The 15,332-nt window shown below is 61.2% G+C and carries 11 protein-coding genes and 2 rRNA genes; 2 read left to right on the top strand and 11 right to left on the bottom strand.

From position 1 onward, the window contains the following. Positions 1 to 12 precede the first annotated feature (12 nt). The 7 genes from KHO30_RS18860 to coq7 form a co-directional block, all read right to left on the bottom strand. Positions 13 to 1,425: a UDP-N-acetylmuramoyl-tripeptide--D-alanyl-D-alanine ligase gene (locus KHO30_RS18860; protein WP_211701867.1), complete on the bottom strand. Its 1,413-nt coding sequence runs from the start codon at positions 1,423 to 1,425 to the stop codon at positions 13 to 15. Further along, positions 1,422 to 2,969 carry a UDP-N-acetylmuramoyl-L-alanyl-D-glutamate--2,6-diaminopimelate ligase gene (locus KHO30_RS18855; RefSeq protein ID WP_211701866.1) on the bottom strand — a complete coding sequence of 516 codons (1,548 nt, stop codon included), beginning with the start codon at positions 2,967 to 2,969 and terminating at the stop codon, positions 1,422 to 1,424. Before KHO30_RS18855 ends, KHO30_RS18860 begins: the two co-directional genes overlap by 4 nt. Further along, on the bottom strand, positions 2,966 to 4,831 hold the full coding sequence (locus tag KHO30_RS18850; RefSeq protein WP_211701865.1) for a peptidoglycan D,D-transpeptidase FtsI family protein: 1,866 nt from the start codon (positions 4,829 to 4,831) through the stop codon (positions 2,966 to 2,968). Before KHO30_RS18850 ends, KHO30_RS18855 begins: the two co-directional genes overlap by 4 nt. Further along, positions 4,828 to 5,178 (bottom strand): cell division protein FtsL, encoded by a 351-nt coding sequence (gene ftsL / locus KHO30_RS18845; protein ID WP_093645270.1) that lies wholly within the window; start codon positions 5,176 to 5,178, stop codon positions 4,828 to 4,830. The genes KHO30_RS18850 and ftsL overlap by 4 nt, the downstream gene beginning before the upstream one ends. Continuing rightward, positions 5,175 to 6,128: a 16S rRNA (cytosine(1402)-N(4))-methyltransferase RsmH gene (gene rsmH, locus KHO30_RS18840; protein WP_200653876.1), complete on the bottom strand. Its 954-nt coding sequence runs from the start codon at positions 6,126 to 6,128 to the stop codon at positions 5,175 to 5,177. The genes ftsL and rsmH overlap by 4 nt, the downstream gene beginning before the upstream one ends. Positions 6,129 to 6,143: 15 nt before the next feature. Beyond that, positions 6,144 to 6,572 carry a division/cell wall cluster transcriptional repressor MraZ gene (gene mraZ / locus KHO30_RS18835; protein WP_025647927.1) on the bottom strand — a complete coding sequence of 143 codons (429 nt, stop codon included), beginning with the start codon at positions 6,570 to 6,572 and terminating at the stop codon, positions 6,144 to 6,146. 409 nt (positions 6,573 to 6,981) lie between these two features. After that, complete coding sequence (gene coq7, locus KHO30_RS18830) at positions 6,982 to 7,614, bottom strand: 2-polyprenyl-3-methyl-6-methoxy-1,4-benzoquinone monooxygenase (RefSeq protein WP_093645274.1); 633 nt, start codon at positions 7,612 to 7,614, stop codon at positions 6,982 to 6,984. Positions 7,615 to 7,916: 302 nt separating this feature from the next. On the opposite strand from coq7, the gene KHO30_RS18825 reads away from it, so the two are divergent. Next, positions 7,917 to 9,101 carry a porin gene (locus KHO30_RS18825; protein ID WP_211607862.1) on the top strand — a complete coding sequence of 395 codons (1,185 nt, stop codon included), beginning with the start codon at positions 7,917 to 7,919 and terminating at the stop codon, positions 9,099 to 9,101. Positions 9,102 to 9,324: 223 nt separating this feature from the next. On the opposite strand, the gene KHO30_RS18820 is transcribed toward KHO30_RS18825, so the two are convergent. Continuing rightward, positions 9,325 to 10,998 carry a long-chain fatty acid--CoA ligase gene (locus KHO30_RS18820; protein ID WP_211701864.1) on the bottom strand — a complete coding sequence of 558 codons (1,674 nt, stop codon included), beginning with the start codon at positions 10,996 to 10,998 and terminating at the stop codon, positions 9,325 to 9,327. 147 nt (positions 10,999 to 11,145) lie between these two features. Then, positions 11,146 to 13,224, bottom strand: a complete 2,079-nt coding sequence (locus KHO30_RS18815; protein WP_200653873.1) for a molybdopterin-containing oxidoreductase family protein — start codon at positions 13,222 to 13,224, stop codon at positions 11,146 to 11,148. 178 nt (positions 13,225 to 13,402) lie between these two features. On the opposite strand from KHO30_RS18815, the gene KHO30_RS18810 reads away from it, so the two are divergent. After that, positions 13,403 to 14,599: a M20 aminoacylase family protein gene (locus KHO30_RS18810; RefSeq protein ID WP_211701863.1), complete on the top strand. Its 1,197-nt coding sequence runs from the start codon at positions 13,403 to 13,405 to the stop codon at positions 14,597 to 14,599. Positions 14,600 to 14,833: 234 nt separating this feature from the next. Here KHO30_RS18810 and rrf read toward each other — a convergent pair. Both rrf and KHO30_RS18800 read right to left on the bottom strand, forming a co-directional pair. Beyond that, positions 14,834 to 14,946: ribosomal RNA gene (rrf, locus tag KHO30_RS18805) — 5S ribosomal RNA — on the bottom strand. A gap of 190 nt (positions 14,947 to 15,136) precedes the next feature. Then, positions 15,137 to 15,332 (bottom strand): 23S ribosomal RNA (locus KHO30_RS18800); the annotation flags it as partial.

Genomic DNA, 15,332 nt, shown 5'->3' with positions numbered 1-15,332 from the left:
GGTCCTTCTATTTCAATGTGCAGCGGGCGTATTGCCCGCTGCGTTGGGTTGTGGACTCGTTACGGCGTCCACCACGCGTTCCATTTGCATGAAACGCGAGCCTTTCACGAGAAGCGTTGCAGCGGCGCCAAAACCCGCCTGCTGCAATTGCGCGACCAGCGTGCCGACATCGGCGACGTGATGCGCGTCCGCGCCATACGCAGTGCAAGCGTCGCGCGAGGCGTCGCCCATGGCGTACAGCACGTCGATACCGCGTTCTTTGGCGTAGGCGCCGATTTCACGGTGAAACGCCGGGCCGTTGTCGCCGACTTCGCCCATGTCGCCCATCACCAGCACACGCGGTGATGCGCGCGATGCGAGGACGTCGATCGCCGCGCGCATTGAATCGGGGTTGGCGTTGTAGGTGTCGTCGATCACCGTTGCGCCGGCGAGTGTGCCGAGCGCGGCGCGCTTCACCTGCAAACGGCCCTTGACGGCGCCGAACGATTCGAGGCCGCGCTTGATTGCGTCGAGCGACACGCCTGCGGCGAGCGCAGCCGATGTCGCGGCCAACGCGTTGTGCGCGTTGTGATCGCCGAGCACTTGCAGCGTGACGTCGACGTGGCCTTCCGGTGTGTCGATGCTCAGAACGTTGCCGGCGAACGTGCCGGTTACGGCGGCTTCGGTCACGCGATCGGCGGTGTTCAAGGCGAAGTCGATGATGCGATTGCCGGTTGCGGCGACGCGCCAGATGCTCGCGTAGGCATCATCGGCCGGGAATACGGCGACGCCTTCCGGCGAGAGCGCGTGAATCACGCTGGCGTGTTCGAGCGCGACGGCTTCGACCGTCGCCATGAATTCCTGGTGCTCGCGCTGTGCGTTGTTCACCACCGAGACCGTCGGCTCGGCAATCTTCGCAAGCAGCGAGGTCTCGCCCGGATGGTTCATGCCGAGTTCGACCACCGCCAGTTGATGCGCGGCGTGCAGGCGGAACAGCGTGAGCGGCAAACCGATATCGTTGTTGAAGTTGCCAGCAGTTGCGAGGCGTGCGTCCGCGCCGACAGCAGCAGCGAAGATCGACGCGATCATTTCCTTGACCGTCGTCTTGCCGTTGCTGCCCGTCACGGCGACGAGCGGCATGCTGAACGTGCGCCGCCAGCCGCGCGCAAGTGCACCGAGCGCGACACGCGTATCGGCTACCCGCAAAGCGGGCACGTGCCAGTCTTGCGGCGTGCGCGTCACCAGCGCCGCCGTGACGTTGCGCGACGCGATTTCCGGCAGGAAATCGTGCGCGTCGAAACGCTCACCCTTGATCGCGACGAAAAGTTCGCCCGGACCGGCACTGCGGCTGTCGGTCGAAACGCGGTCGAACGTGACGTTGTCGTCACCCAGCACGGTGGCGCCGGGGATCAGCGCAGCAGCCTCACGCAGCGAGAACATGCTCATTCACCACCTCCGCGTGCGTGCGTCGCCCGTGCGGCAAGCGCAAGGCGAGCGTGGTCCTGATCGGAGAAAGCGCGCTTCTTACCCATGATTTCCTGTGTTGCTTCATGCCCCTTGCCGGCCAGCACGATAACGTCTTCGCGCGCGGCGCCGCGGATCGCTTGCAGGATCGCGCTCGCGCGGTCCTCGATACGGCGCGCCTTCGACGCGTCTTTCATGCCCGCGGCGATCTGCTCGATGATCGACTGCGGATCTTCACTGCGCGGGTTGTCGCTGGTTACGACCACGCCGTCGGCGAGCTTCTCGGCGATCGCGCCCATCAGCGGACGCTTGGTCGCGTCGCGGTCGCCGCCGCAGCCGAACATGCAGATCAGTTCGCCACCGCGCGCGGCCGCCATCGGGCGCAGTGCTTCCAGGGTCTTTTCCAGCGCGTCCGGCGTGTGCGCGTAATCGATCACGACGAGCGGCTCGTCGTTCTGCAAGCGGCCGCCGAGACGTTGCATGCGGCCATTTACCGGTTCGAGCTTCGCCAGTTCGGCAAGCGCTGCGTCGAACGGCACGTCGGCTGCAAGCAATGCACCGAGTACGCCGAGCAGATTGCTGACGTTGAAAGCGCCGAGCGTTTGCACTTCGACGTCGGCGTTGCCCCAGTCAGATGTGGTCAGATGAAATGCGGTGCCGGTGGCGGTTGCACGCACATTCGAGGCGAGCAGCAACGCGTCGGCTTGCGGCGCGTCTTTCAGCGTTTCGTCGAGACCGTAGGCGATCGTGCGAGCATGGCCCTTCGTGCTCGCGAGCAGACGGCGACCGGCGGCATCGTCGCGGTTGATCACTGCGGCGCGCAGTTCCGGCCATGCGAACAGACGCGCCTTGGCGGTTTCGTAGGCTTCGAACGTGCCGTGATAGTCGAGGTGGTCTTGCGTGAGATTCGTGAACACGGCGATGTCGAACGCCGTGCCGTTCACACGGCCTTGATGCAGCGCGTGCGACGACACTTCCATCGCCACCGCTTGCGCGCCGGCGTCGCGCAACTGAGCGAGACTGCGTTGCAGTTGCGGCGCGTCGGGCGTCGTGAAACCGGTGTGCACGAGTTGACCCGGCAGACCGGTGCCGAGCGTGCCGATGATCGCGCAACGCTTGCCGAGCGCGGTCAAGGCCGCCGAGATCCATTGGCTGCAGGAGGTCTTGCCGTTCGTGCCGGTGATGCCGACCGTCAGCATGCCGTCGCTCGGATCGTTATACCAGGCGCTCGCAATCGAACCGGCGAGTTCGTTCAGCGCCGGCACGGCCAGCGTGGTGGACGAGTCGATCGCACCGCTAAAGCCTTCGGGCTGGACCAGCACGGCTGCCGCGCCACGCTCGATCGCGCCGTCGATAAACGGGCGGTTGTCCGCGCCGTCGACCGCATAGGCGAAAAATGCGTCACCCGCCGCAAGCGAACGCGTGTCGGCGTGCAGATGCGCGCCTGGCTGCACGCGAGCGTGCAGCCAGTTGAGTGCGTCGGCAATTTGCCGGTGCGCTGGGTGTTTCTTACGCAGCGCGCTCATCGCACAACTCCGGGATGGCTTTTCGCGTTGGCGGCAATCGTCATTTTCTTCGCGCCAGCGCTGGTGGAAAGTTTCTTGACCGTTGCGGGCGAGGGCGGTGCGCTTGGCGCAGCAGGCGCCGAATCGTCCGACACGACCATCTGTTTGACCGGCATATCCGGCGGCACATTCAGCGACCGCAGCGTGTCGCCGACAATCGACGAGAACACCGGACCGGACACCTGACCGCCGAAGTGGCTGCCCGCCGTCGGTTCGTCGACCGACACGGCAACGACGATGCGCGGATTCGGCATCGGCGCCATGCCGACGAACGAAGCGCGGTACTTGGAGTGGTCGTAGCCGTGCGCGCCGTGCTTGTACGCGGTACCGCTCTTGCCGCCGACGCGATAGCCGGGCACGGCCGCATCTGGCGACGTGCCACCCGGCGCCGTGACGGTTTCGAGCATCGCGCGCACTTCGCGAGCGGTGGTAGGCGCGAAAATTTGCGGGCCTGTGGCCGGCTGATCGCCAGGCGTGCGGAAAATCGACACTGGCATGATCTCGCCGTCATGCGCGATCGCGGTGTACGCACGGCCCAACTGGAACAGCGACACCGACAAGCCGTAGCCGTACGACATGGTCGCCTGTTCGATGCGGCGCCAGCTCTTCCACGGACGCAGACGGCCCGCCGCCGCGCCAGGGAAGCCGACCTTCGGCGCCTGGCCGAGACCGATGCTGGTGTACATGTTCCACATCTCTTCGGGCTTGAGCTGCATGGCGATCTTCGTCGCGCCAATGTTGCTCGACTTCTGGATCACGCCACCCACTGTCAGCACGCCGAACGCGCTGTCGTCGGTAATCGGCGCACCGTCGAGCACAAAGCGGCCCGGCCCCGTATCTACCAGTGTAGTCGGCGTCACGCGGTGCAGGTCGAGCGCGAGCGACACCGTGAACGGCTTCATGATCGAACCCGGTTCGAAGGTGTCCGTGAGAATGCGGTTGCGCAGCTGGTCGCCCGTGAGGTGCGAACGGTCGTTCGGGTTATACGTCGGGTAGTTAACCAGTGCGAGCACTTCGCCGGTCCGCACGTCGATCACCATCGCCGCGCCGGCCTTCGCCTTGAATTTCTCGACGGCCGCTTTCAGGTTCGTATACGCGATGTACTGAATCTTGCTGTCGATCGAGAGATCGACGTCCTGGCCGTTGTGCGGCACGACCTGCTCGTCCACGTCCTCGATGATGTGGCCCATGCGGTCTTTAATGACGCGGCGGCTGCCCGACATGCCGGCCAGCAACTTCTGGTCGCCGAGTTCGACGCCTTCCTGGCCTTCGTCTTCCACATTGGTGAAGCCGATCAGGTGAGCCGTGATCTCGCCTTCTGGATAGAAGCGCTTGTATTCGTCGCGCGCGTAAATGCCGGGGATGTCCAGAGTGGTGACTTTCTCGGCGATGTCGACCGGCACCTGCCGCTTCACATAGACGAAGTTCTTGTCCTCGGACAGCTTGGCGCGTAACTCCTTGTTCGTCATGCCGAGCAGCTTGCCGAGCTGGGTCAGCTTGTCGGCGCCGAGGTCGTCCGGCACCGAGTCGGGAATTGCCCAGATCGCGCGCACCGGCAGACTCGTGGCGAGCACGAGGCCGTTGCGGTCGAGAATCTTGCCGCGCGTGGCCGGCAGTTCGAGCCGGCGCTGATAGCGGATTTCACCCTGCTTCTGATAGAAGGCGTTGCCCGGCCCCTGAATCCAGAAGGCGCGCGCGGTCAACGCGACAAACGCCATGAACAGCATGAACACGACGAGTTTCGAGCGCCACATGGGCAGGCGCACCGACAGGATCGGGTTCGCAGAAAAGGCGACGCTTTTGCGAGTCGACGATTTTTTCATCGCACGCCTCCGCGACGGGTCGCAAGCGGCGCCGACGCCGGACCGGAAGTCGGGATCGGTGCATCCTCCGCCTTGGCGGCGCCCGGGTCGAGCGTGAGGTATTGGGTACGCCCGGTCGTGACCGATTGCATCTTCAGGGAATCAGTGGCGATCTGCTCGATGCGCGAGGTCTTCGACAACGCGCTCTGCTGATATTGAAGCTGTGAATAATCCTGCTGCAGCTGGCGCTCCTGCGATTGCGCGCGTTGCAGCTGGATAAAGATCTGACGCTGCTGATTGGTAGCGTTGACGACCGACAAAGCGCAACCCATCACGATCATCAGCAGGAAGATATTGAGGCGGCTCATGGCGCGATCCGCTCCGCCACACGCATCACGGCAGAACGGGCGCGCGGGTTCGCGGCGACTTCAGCGTCGCTGGCGAACACGCGGCCAATGATTTTGAGCGGAGGGCTCGGCAGATCGACTGCACGAATCGGCAGACGGCGATCCACCGCAGGCGTACTGGCGTGCGCCTGCATGAATCGCTTGACGATCCGGTCCTCGAGCGAATGAAAGCTGATGACCACCAGCCGCCCCCCTTGCTCCAACAGCGACAACGCTGCTTCTAAAACGACTTGCAGCTCCGCAAGCTCTTGATTGATGTGAATCCGTATAGCTTGAAAGGTGCGGGTTGCCGGATCCTTGCCCTTCTCACGGGTTTTGACGACGTTAGCCACGATTTGGGCAAGCTCGCCCGTGCTGACGAGAGGCCCAAGACGGTCGGACTCTGCCCGGCGAGCAACAAGCGCCTTTGCAATCTGAAAAGCAAACCGTTCTTCCCCATAATCTCGTATCACCTCCGTCAGTTCCTGCACCGTGGCCCGCGCCAGCCAGTCAGCCGCTGACTCGCCGCGCGTCGGGTCCATCCGCATGTCGAGCGGGCCGTCGGCGCGGAAACTGAAACCCCGCTCCGGATCGTCGACTTGCGGCGACGACACGCCCAGATCCAGCAAAACACCCGACACCCGCCCTACCCCGCGCTCCGCAATCGCGTCACGCAGTGAAGCAAAACTCTCGTGCACGATGCCAAAGCGCGGATCCGCAATCTGCTGAGCCGTGGCGATGGCGAGCGGGTCTTTGTCGAACGCGATCAGGCGCCCGGCTTCACCCAGCTTCTCCAGCACCAGGCGGCTATGACCACCGCGCCCAAACGTACCGTCCACATAAATGCCGTCCGCGCGTGTGACCAGCGCTTCGACCGCCTCTTCCAGCAGCACCGTGCGATGCTGCAATTCGTTTCCCATCGCAGGTGCCATATATGTAGTCCGCGATCAGAACGTGAAATTCTTTAACGCTTCGGGCATGCCCTCGGCGATCGCTGCCTGTTCCTTTGCTGCGTAAATTTGTGCGTCCCACAACTCAAAGTGACGCCCCATGCCGAGCAGGTTCACTTCCTTCTCCAGCGAGCCGGCCGCGCGCAATTCCGGCGACACGAGCACGCGGCCCGCGCCGTCCATATCGACGTCCATGGCGTTGCCGAGAAAAATGCGTTTCCACCAGGCTGCGTTCATAGGCAGCTTGTCGACCTTGTCGCGGAAGATCTCCCACTCCGGGCGCGGAAAGAGCAACAGGCAGCCGTCCGGGTGCTTGGTGATCGTCACCCGGCCCTCTGCCTGTGTTTGCAGCGCATCCCGATAACGAGAGGGAATCGACATCCGCCCTTTCGCATCGAGCGTCAGCGCCGACGCCCCTTGGAACACTTCGCTCTCCCATACCAGCGTTTTTTCGCCAGCTATCCGATTCGTGAAAATCTACCCGAAACCGCCTGTGAGATCACACAAAAATACACTTTCTCACACTGTCTCCCACTTTAGAGTAACGCTAAACAGGGGTCAAGGGAGATACACGCTTTTCGAGCGAATTTTGTTTGTTAGAACAAGGACTTAGCGCGACTCCTTCACGTCAGACATAAAACGGAAAACCGTTATAAATGAATGAGCTAGTGAATCTTGTGAAGGTGATACGTGAAAAGTGCGAGGGAAAGGCGCGGAATGTAAGAGATCGTGAAGCAGGATCGGGAGGTGTTTGCTGGCGTTCCGGGTATTTCGTGCGGACGACGCGCGAGGCGTCGTCCCACTCTCAGGCGGTGCGTGAGCAGAAGTCTCGAACTTATAGGTAATAGGCAGTGCGGGTCATGACTTTCGATACTGCGCGCATCAGTGCGCGTGCGGGGAATGGCAACTCGACGCCGCCTGCATCCATAGCGGATTTACCGTGCTCCGCTTCATCTACGCGCATCTGTTCGACGATCGCGCGCGACTCGCGGTCGGCTGCGGGCAACTGATCCAGATGGCTATCCAGATGCTGTTCGACCTGGCGCTCGGTTTCGGCCATGAAGCCTAGACTCACGCGATCACCCATGCGGCCCGCTGCGAGGCCGATTGCCAGCGCGCCTGTATACCAGAGCGGGTTCAACAGACTTGGGCGCGAATCGAGCGCCTCGAGGCGTTTGGCGGTCCACGCCAAATGATCCTCTTCTTCTATGGCAGCGTGATTAAACACAGCTCGCAAAGACGGCGACCTGGTTGCGAGTTTCTGAGCTTGGTAAAGCGCCTGGGCGCATACCTCACCGACGTGGTTCACCCGCATCAAACCAGCCGCGTGGGCGCGCTCCTCCGGGGACAGCTCGGCGGGCTCCGCCGCCGATTCTTGCGGAACCGGCAATGGACGACTCATCCGCGACACGCCGGTCATTGAGCGTAAACCCCGATCAAACTCGCTAATCAACTCGTCCAGAAACATTCAGCACTCCCTGATTCGACAACCGTCCCGCCGCGCTGACCGGCCCACGCGACAAGACTTTGCTGGGTAAACCAGGCTTCGCGAAGACCTTGAATTCAAACGAATCCGACGGCCAATTTGAGATTTTAGACCATGTTGCGTAAACGAAACAGGACCGGCCCTGGCCGTCTCCTTTTTCTTTGTGCCATGTATGCCTTTTGTTACATTACGTGCAACTTCTCGCGAAGTTGGACAAGCAAGGCCTCAACGCTAGACAAATATTCGCCTTGTACAAAAGATTCGTAATCCTTGGAGATCATTCGATGAAAAAGTCGCTTCTCGCTCTTGCAGCACTGGGCGCATTCGCAGGCGTCGCACATGCTCAGAGCAGCGTGACCCTGTACGGCATTATTGATGAAGGCTTCAACATCAACACCAACTCGGGTGGCAAGCACCTGTACAACCTGTCCAGCGGCGTCATGCAAGGCTCGCGTTTCGGCCTGCGCGGCACGGAAGATCTGGGCGGCGGTCTGAAGGCAATCTTCGTGTTGGAAAACGGCTTTGACGTGAACACCGGCAAGCTGGGTCAAGGCGGCCTGATGTTCGGTCGTCAAGCTTACGTTGGCCTGTCGAGCCAGTTCGGTACGGTCACGCTGGGTCGTCAGTACGACTCCGTCGTCGACTACGTTGGTCCGCTGGAAGCCGGCGACCAGTGGGGCGGCTACATCGCTGCTCACCCGGGCGACATCGACAACTTCAACAACGCGTACCGCACCAACAACACGGTCAAGTACACGAGCGCAAACTACGGCGGCCTGACGTTCGGCGGCACGTACAGCTTCGGCGGCCAGGCTGGCAACATTACCGGCAACCAGATCTGGTCGTTGGGCGCTGGCTACAACAACGGTCCGTTGGTCTTGGGCGTTGGCTACTTGAACGCGCGCACCCCGGCAGCTTCGGGTGGCCTGTTCAATAACGGCAGCACGGCATCGACGAACACGGGTGCTCTGTCGAACTTCGCCGTGCAGTCGCCGGTCTACGCTGGCTTCGCTTCGGCTAACACGTACCAGGTGATCGGTGCAGGCGGCGCATACACGTTCGGCGCAGCAACGATCGGTGCGACGTACTCGAACATCCGCTTCGCCAACCTGGGCGTGGCGTTCGCATCGCCGTTCAAGGGCCAATCGGCTACGTTCAACAACGCGGAACTCAACTTCAAGTATCAGTTGACCCCGGCGTTGCTGGTCGGCGCAGCGTACGACTACACGCGCGGCGCGGAAATCAACGGCGCATCGCGCGCTCAGTACCACCAAGGTTCGGTCGGCGTGGACTACTTCCTGTCCAAGCGTACCGACGTGTACGTGATCGGTGTGTACCAACACGCTCTGGGCGAAACGCTGAGCGCAACGGGTGCTACGGTCAACGCAACGGCTGGCATCAACGGCCTGTCGGGTTCGTCGAACCAGAACCAACTCGCAGCTCGCGTTGGTATCCGCCACAAGTTCTAATAAGTCGTAATAAAGCAGTTTGCCTCAAAGGCGCCTTCGGGCGCCTTTTTTTATGGTTGCGCCCCGCATCACGCGGCCCGCTGTTTTGCGTGAATACGACGGCTCAAAGAGAAAGGCCCGGCAGACTTTCGTCTGCCGGGCCTTTCTCTTTTTCCTTCACTCAGTGCGTTACTTCGTGTCGGCTTCGGCCAGGCTGCCGATGAGCCTGATGCGCGTGACGCGCTTACGCCCGGCCGTCGCGCAATTCGCGACGCAGAATCTTGCCGACATTGCTCTTGGGCAGTTCGGTCCGGAATTCGACGATCTTCGGCCGCTTGTAGCCGGTCAATTGCTGTTTGCAATACGCGAAGATGTCCGCATCGGTAAGCGCCTGGTCCTTCTTCACGACAAACAGCTTCACCGCTTCACCTGAATGCTGATCCGGCACGCCAACCGCCGCGACTTCGAACACACCCGGCAGCTTGGCAACCACGTCTTCGATCTCGTTCGGATAGACGTTGAAACCCGAGACCAGAATCATGTCCTTCTTCCGATCGACGATCTTGACGAAGCCATTTTCGTTCATCAAGCCGACATCTCCCGATTTGAAGAAGCCATCTGGCGTCATGACCTTGGCCGTTTCGTCCGGGCGGTTCCAGTACCCCGCCATCACCTGCGGCCCGCGGATGCAGATTTCTCCCGGCTGGCCGAGCGGCACCTCGTTGCCTTCGTCGTCGCGAATCGAGATTTCCGTCGACGGCAGCGGCAAACCGATCGTGCCGCTATATTCCGTGACGGTGACCGGATTGCAGGTGACGCACGGCGAGGTCTCCGACAGACCGTAGCCTTCGATGATCGGCGTATGCGTGTGCTCGAACCAGCGCTTGGCGACCGCTTCCTGTACCGCCATACCGCCGCCATTTGCTGCGATCAGCTTCGAAAAATCGAGTTTGTGGAAGTCCGGGCTGTTCAACATCGCGTTGTACAGCGTATTGACGGCGGGAATCGTCGTGATCGGATAGCCTTCCAGCGCCTTGATCATGCCGGGGATATCGCGCGGATTCGGAATCAGCACGCCAAGGCCGCCGGTACGGATCGTTAGCAGCCCGCAGACAGTCAGCGCAAAGACGTGATAAAGCGGCAACGCAACAACCGTGACGAACTGATCGATGTCCTTGCGGTTAGCGCGAACCGGATCGAGCCAGATTTCCGACTGCAGTACGTTGGCGATCAGGTTCCGATGCAGGAGCGTCGCGCCCTTGGCCACGCCGGTCGTGCCGCCCGTGTACTGGAGAAACGCGACGTCGTCCGGACCTTGCTGGACCGGCTTGAACTTCTGACGGCTGCCCTCGGCGATCGCCGTGTTGAATTTGACGTGCCCCGGCAGACTCCACGCCGGCACCATCTTCTTCACTCGCCGCACGACAAAGTTCACCAGCGTGCCCTTCACGCCCATCAGATCGCCCATTGCGGCGACGACGACGTGCTTGACCGACGTATTGCGCACGATCGCCTGCAGCGTGACAGCAAAGTTCTCGAGCAGGATGATCGCTTCCGCGCCGCTGTCCTTGAGCTGATGCTCGAGTTCCCGCGGGGTGTAGAGCGGGTTCACATTCACCACCACGTAACCCGCGCGCAAGATCGCCGCAATCGCGACAGGATATTGCAGCACGTTCGGCATCATGATCGCGATGCGCGCGCCACGGGCAAGACCCCTCGACTGAAACCACGCGGCCAACTTGCGCGAGAGCTCGTCAAGCTCGCCGTAGCTGATCTCCTTGCCCATGCAGACGAACGCCGGTTTGGCGCGGTGGTCGCGGAAGGCTTCTTCGAGCAGTTCGGCGACGGACGAATAGCGAGTCGGATCAATCTCTGCGGGAACGCCGGGTGGATAAGATTTCAGCCAGATTTTGTCCATGCAGCGTCTCCTCCTTTATTTTCGAATGGTCGTGCTAAAAACGCATCGTAGCATGGGCATCCCTGTGCTATTCGTGAAAAGCGGCCAGGTTAGACTGCAACCTCGAACCCGCTGCGAGCCGTTGCCGCGAGATTTTTGAACGTGTTTTCAGGCGCGTTCGACTTCGACGAGGCAGTCGTAAAACGTGGCCGATCCGCCCAGATCGGTGAGCGCCTGGCTGGTGACCTGATTGGCGTTACAGCCGTCGGGCGCGAGCTTCTTCCACCATATCGACAGCCCGACCACGAGCCCTTTACGTGTCTTGTCGGTGACACGGGCACGCGCCTGCATCGCGCCGCGATCGTTGAATATGCGCACCAGGTCACCGTCAGCGATGTTTCGCTGCTGTGCGTCGGACGGGTGGATGTCCAGGTGCGGCTCGCCCTCTGTGGAGCGCAGGCTTTCGATGTTCACGAAGGTGCTGTTCAGGAAGTTACGGGCAGGCGGCGAGATCATCGCAAGCGGGTAACGAGCGGCGAGCTCGGGCGCACCGTCTTCGGATTCGTAAGGCGGCAGGTAGTCGGGCAACGGATCGAGCCCTTGCTGCGCGAGGCGCTCGCTGAAGAACTCGCATTTACCGGACGGCGTGCGAAAGCCGCCCTCGGCGAATGGTGCGTCAGGCAGGTTCAACGCGGCCCAGCCGGTTTTCTTTAGCGAGTCCCAGTTAACGCCTTCCAGCGTTTTGTCGTTCCAGCGGAAAGCAGACTGCGCGATAGCGTCGTCGCTCTCGTAAAGTGCCGGCTCCTGCAGGCCCATGTGGCGCGCGAGGCCGCGAAAAATCTCCGTGTTCGGGCGTGCATCGCCGACCGGCGCGATCGCCGGCAAGTTGACCATCACATGTGTGTGTCCGTACGACTTGTGCACGTCGAGGTGCTCCAACTGGGTCGTGGCAGGCAGAAGTAGATCGGCGTAGTCCGCGGTGTCGGTCTGAAAGTGCTCGAGGACGATCGTGAACAGGTCTTCGCGTGCAAAACCTGCGGCAACCCGTTCCGAGTCCGGCGCGACCGCGACCGGATTCGAGTTATAGACGATGATCGCTTCGACTTTCGGGCCGAACGTGGCATCGCCCGGATGCAGCAACGCGTCGCCGATCGCGTTCATATTGATGACGCGCGAAGTTTTGGCGGGCCAGCCCGGCATCAGGTCCGGGCGCTGCAACGCGTGCGAATCCACCGGCGCCCATCCGCCCGAAGACAGCAACACACCGCCTGCCCGCTCGCGCCATGCGCCTGTCAGCGAAGGTAAGCAGGCGATTGCGCGCACCGCGTTACCGCCGCCACGCACCCGTTGCAGGCCATAGTTCATCCGGATCGCGGCCTTTTTCGTGCTGCCGTAAAGGCGCGCAAGATCGACGATCACCTGCTCGTCGACACCGCAGATTTGAGCTGCACGTGACGGCGGATAACTGAGTGCGCGATCCTTCAGTTCTGCAAAGCCCAAGGTATGAGCCGCGATGTAGGCGTGATCGAGCAGATTTTCCGCGATCAACACGTTGATCATGCCGAGCGCCAAAGCGCCGTCAGTTCCCGGCTTCAGTGCAATGTGCTGGTGGCATTTTTCCGCCGTCAGCGACCGGTACGGATCGATCGCGATCAGCCTTGCACCGCGACGCTTGGCTTCCTGGGCGCGTGTCCAGAAGTGCAGGTTCGAAGCGATGGGGTTCGAGCCCCAGATCAGGATAACCTCGCTTTCACCGAAAAACTCGGTGAGCATGCCAATGCCCGCGCCGTAGGTGTATTTCAACCCCGCCGCACCGGCGGCTGCACAAATCGTGCGGTCTAACTGCGATGCGCCGAGTTTGTGAAAGAACCGTTGCGCAATGCTGTCGCCTTGAACCAGGCCCATCGTACCGGCATAGCTGTAGGGCATGATGGCTTCGGGCGCACGGCGCGCGATTTCCGACAGGCGTGCTGCGGCGAACTCAAGCGCCTCGTCCCAACTAATCGGCTCAAAACGGCCTTCGCCTTTGCGGCCGACGCGCTTCATCGGAGTCGTCAACCGATCCGGATGGTGCACCCGCTCGGCATAGCGGCTGACCTTGGTACACAGCGCGCCTTGCGTCGGCGGGTGATCGGGGTCGCCGACGACCTTGATCGCCCGTCCGCCTTCGACGGTTACGCGCATCGCGCAGGTATCAGGGCAATCGTGCGGACACACTGCGCGAGCGAATTCAGTCGGGGCATTCATCGGCGGTCCGTCCAGGAGAGCAGTAAGCGGCGGGGCAATCCCGAATTTTATTACTTCCGTGGCCCGTTGACCTGCGTGGTGCCGCCAAAAACGCCTTCGGCGTAGAATCGGTTATCAACGTGCCCGGGCAATATGGCCCCGAGCGATTCCACGCAAAGCAAAGCACAAGCGCACCATCATGAAACTGATCCCAGAAATCCAGGCCGCTCACGGCGAAATTCAAACCCTTCGACGAACCATTCATGCCCACCCCGAGTTGCGTTATGAAGAAACAGCAACAGCGGATCTGGTTGCCAGGACACTTGAGTCCTGGGGCATCGAGACTCATCGCGGATTGGGCAAAACAGGCGTAGTCGGCGTACTGAAGCGCGGCAACGGATCGCGCTCGATCGGACTGCGCGCCGACATGGATGCATTGCCGATTCAGGAGCTAAATAGCTTCGATCATCGTTCGCAGAACGACGGCAAAATGCACGCTTGCGGCCATGACGGACATACCGCGATGCTGCTCGGCGCGGCGCGGCATCTGGTCAAACATGGCGAGTTCGACGGCACGATCGTGTTCATCTTTCAACCGGCAGAAGAAGGCGGCGCCGGCGCGCAGGCAATGATCGACGATGGGCTGTTTACGAAGTTTCCGGTCGATGCTGTCTTCGGCATTCACAACTGGCCGGGCATGCCGTCAGGCCACTTCGGTGTGACCGAAGGGCCGATCATGGCGTCCAGCAACGAATTTCGCATTGAAATCAAAGGCGTGGGGTCACACGCGGCACTGCCGCACAATGGCCGCGACCCGGTGTTCACCGCGGTTCAGATTGCGAGCGGACTGCAGAGCATCATCACGCGAAACAAGAAACCGCTCGATACCGCCGTGTTGTCGATCACCCAGATTCACGCCGGCGACGCGCTCAATGTCGTCCCGGACGATGCGTGGATCGCAGGGACAGTGCGGACGTTTACCACCGAAACGCTCGATCTGATCGAAACACGCATGCGCAAGATCGCCCAGAGCACGGCCGAAGCTTACGACTGCTCGGTCGACATTCACTTCCATCGAAACTACCCGCCGACGATCAACAGCAGCGAAGAGACCCGCTTCGCGGCGTCGGTCATGAAGGAAATTGTCGGTGCGGAAAATGTTGATGACTCAGTCGAACCGACGATGGGCGCTGAGGATTTTTCGTTCATGCTTCTGGCGAAGCCCGGATGCTACGCATTTCTCGGTAACGGCGACGGTGGGCACCGGGACTCAGGACATGGTGCCGGACCTTGCATGCTGCATAACGCGAGCTATGACTTCAACGACGAGCTATTGCCAATCGGCTCGACCTATTGGGTTCGGCTGGCGCAGCGATTTCTGGCACAGGAGAAATAAGGCGGCTGAATGGATCTGGGAGACGGCTTGTGATTCAGCCGTCGACTGTAGCTGCGCGTATGTCGACGCGCGGCGCTACTGACGTCGGACGTGCTTGTATGGAGCTGACGGGTTACGCGAACGCGCTGCGGATCGGGAAGGAGTGAGTGGCGTTGCTGACTGACGGTGTTTTTCCGGCGCCGTAAACGCAGAAACCCCACCTTTGCGGGGTGGGGTTTCTGATGCTGCTGGGGAGCCTGACGATTACCTACTTTCACACGGGAATCCGCACTATCATCGGCGTGGAGTCGTTTCACGGTCCTGTTCGGGATGGGAAGGGGTGGGACCGACTCGCTATGGTCATCAGGCATGACTTGTTGTCGTGTCGCCTTTGGGGGCGGCACAACCAATCTGGAAGAAGTAGTTTCTGGTGATGCTCACCAGAGGGGGGTTGTGTTGTTTCTGGCACAACACTGATCTCAACCTGTGTGTCGCCCCCTGCGGGGGTTGTTTCGGCTAGGCGCTAAAGCGCAACCCGAAACGAAACACACCTGTTATAGGATCAAGCCTTACGGGCAATTAGTATCAGTTAGCTTAACGCATTACTGCGCTTCCACACCTGACCTATCAACGTCCTGGTCTTGAACGACCCTTCAAGGGGCTCGAAGCCCCGGGGATATCTCATCTTAAGGCGAGTTTCCCGCTTAGATGCTTTCAGCGGTTATCTCTTCCGAACATAGCTACCCGGCGATGC

It is taken from the genome of Paraburkholderia aspalathi (genome assembly GCF_905220735.1).
Taxonomy (GTDB): domain Bacteria; phylum Pseudomonadota; class Gammaproteobacteria; order Burkholderiales; family Burkholderiaceae; genus Paraburkholderia; species Paraburkholderia aspalathi.
Note: the sequence above shows the minus strand (reverse complement) of the source record. Positions and strands in the feature narration are given on the sequence as shown.

What these genes read in the sequence shown, in the direction of transcription:
- KHO30_RS18860 (WP_211701867.1), bottom strand. Translation starts at nt 1,425, where the DNA reads ATGAGCATGTTCTCGCTGCGTGAGGCTGCTGCGCTGATCCCCGGCGCC.
- KHO30_RS18855 (WP_211701866.1), bottom strand. Translation starts at nt 2,969, where the DNA reads ATGAGCGCGCTGCGTAAGAAACACCCAGCGCACCGGCAAATTGCCGAC.
- KHO30_RS18850 (WP_211701865.1), bottom strand. Translation starts at nt 4,831, where the DNA reads ATGAAAAAATCGTCGACTCGCAAAAGCGTCGCCTTTTCTGCGAACCCG.
- ftsL (WP_093645270.1), bottom strand. Translation starts at nt 5,178, where the DNA reads ATGAGCCGCCTCAATATCTTCCTGCTGATGATCGTGATGGGTTGCGCT.
- rsmH (WP_200653876.1), bottom strand. Translation starts at nt 6,128, where the DNA reads ATGGCACCTGCGATGGGAAACGAATTGCAGCATCGCACGGTGCTGCTG.
- coq7 (WP_093645274.1), bottom strand. Translation starts at nt 7,614, where the DNA reads ATGTTTCTGGACGAGTTGATTAGCGAGTTTGATCGGGGTTTACGCTCA.
- KHO30_RS18825 (WP_211607862.1), top strand. Translation starts at nt 7,917, where the DNA reads ATGAAAAAGTCGCTTCTCGCTCTTGCAGCACTGGGCGCATTCGCAGGC.
- KHO30_RS18820 (WP_211701864.1), bottom strand. Translation starts at nt 10,998, where the DNA reads ATGGACAAAATCTGGCTGAAATCTTATCCACCCGGCGTTCCCGCAGAG.
- KHO30_RS18815 (WP_200653873.1), bottom strand. Translation starts at nt 13,224, where the DNA reads ATGAATGCCCCGACTGAATTCGCTCGCGCAGTGTGTCCGCACGATTGC.
- KHO30_RS18810 (WP_211701863.1), top strand. Translation starts at nt 13,403, where the DNA reads ATGAAACTGATCCCAGAAATCCAGGCCGCTCACGGCGAAATTCAAACC.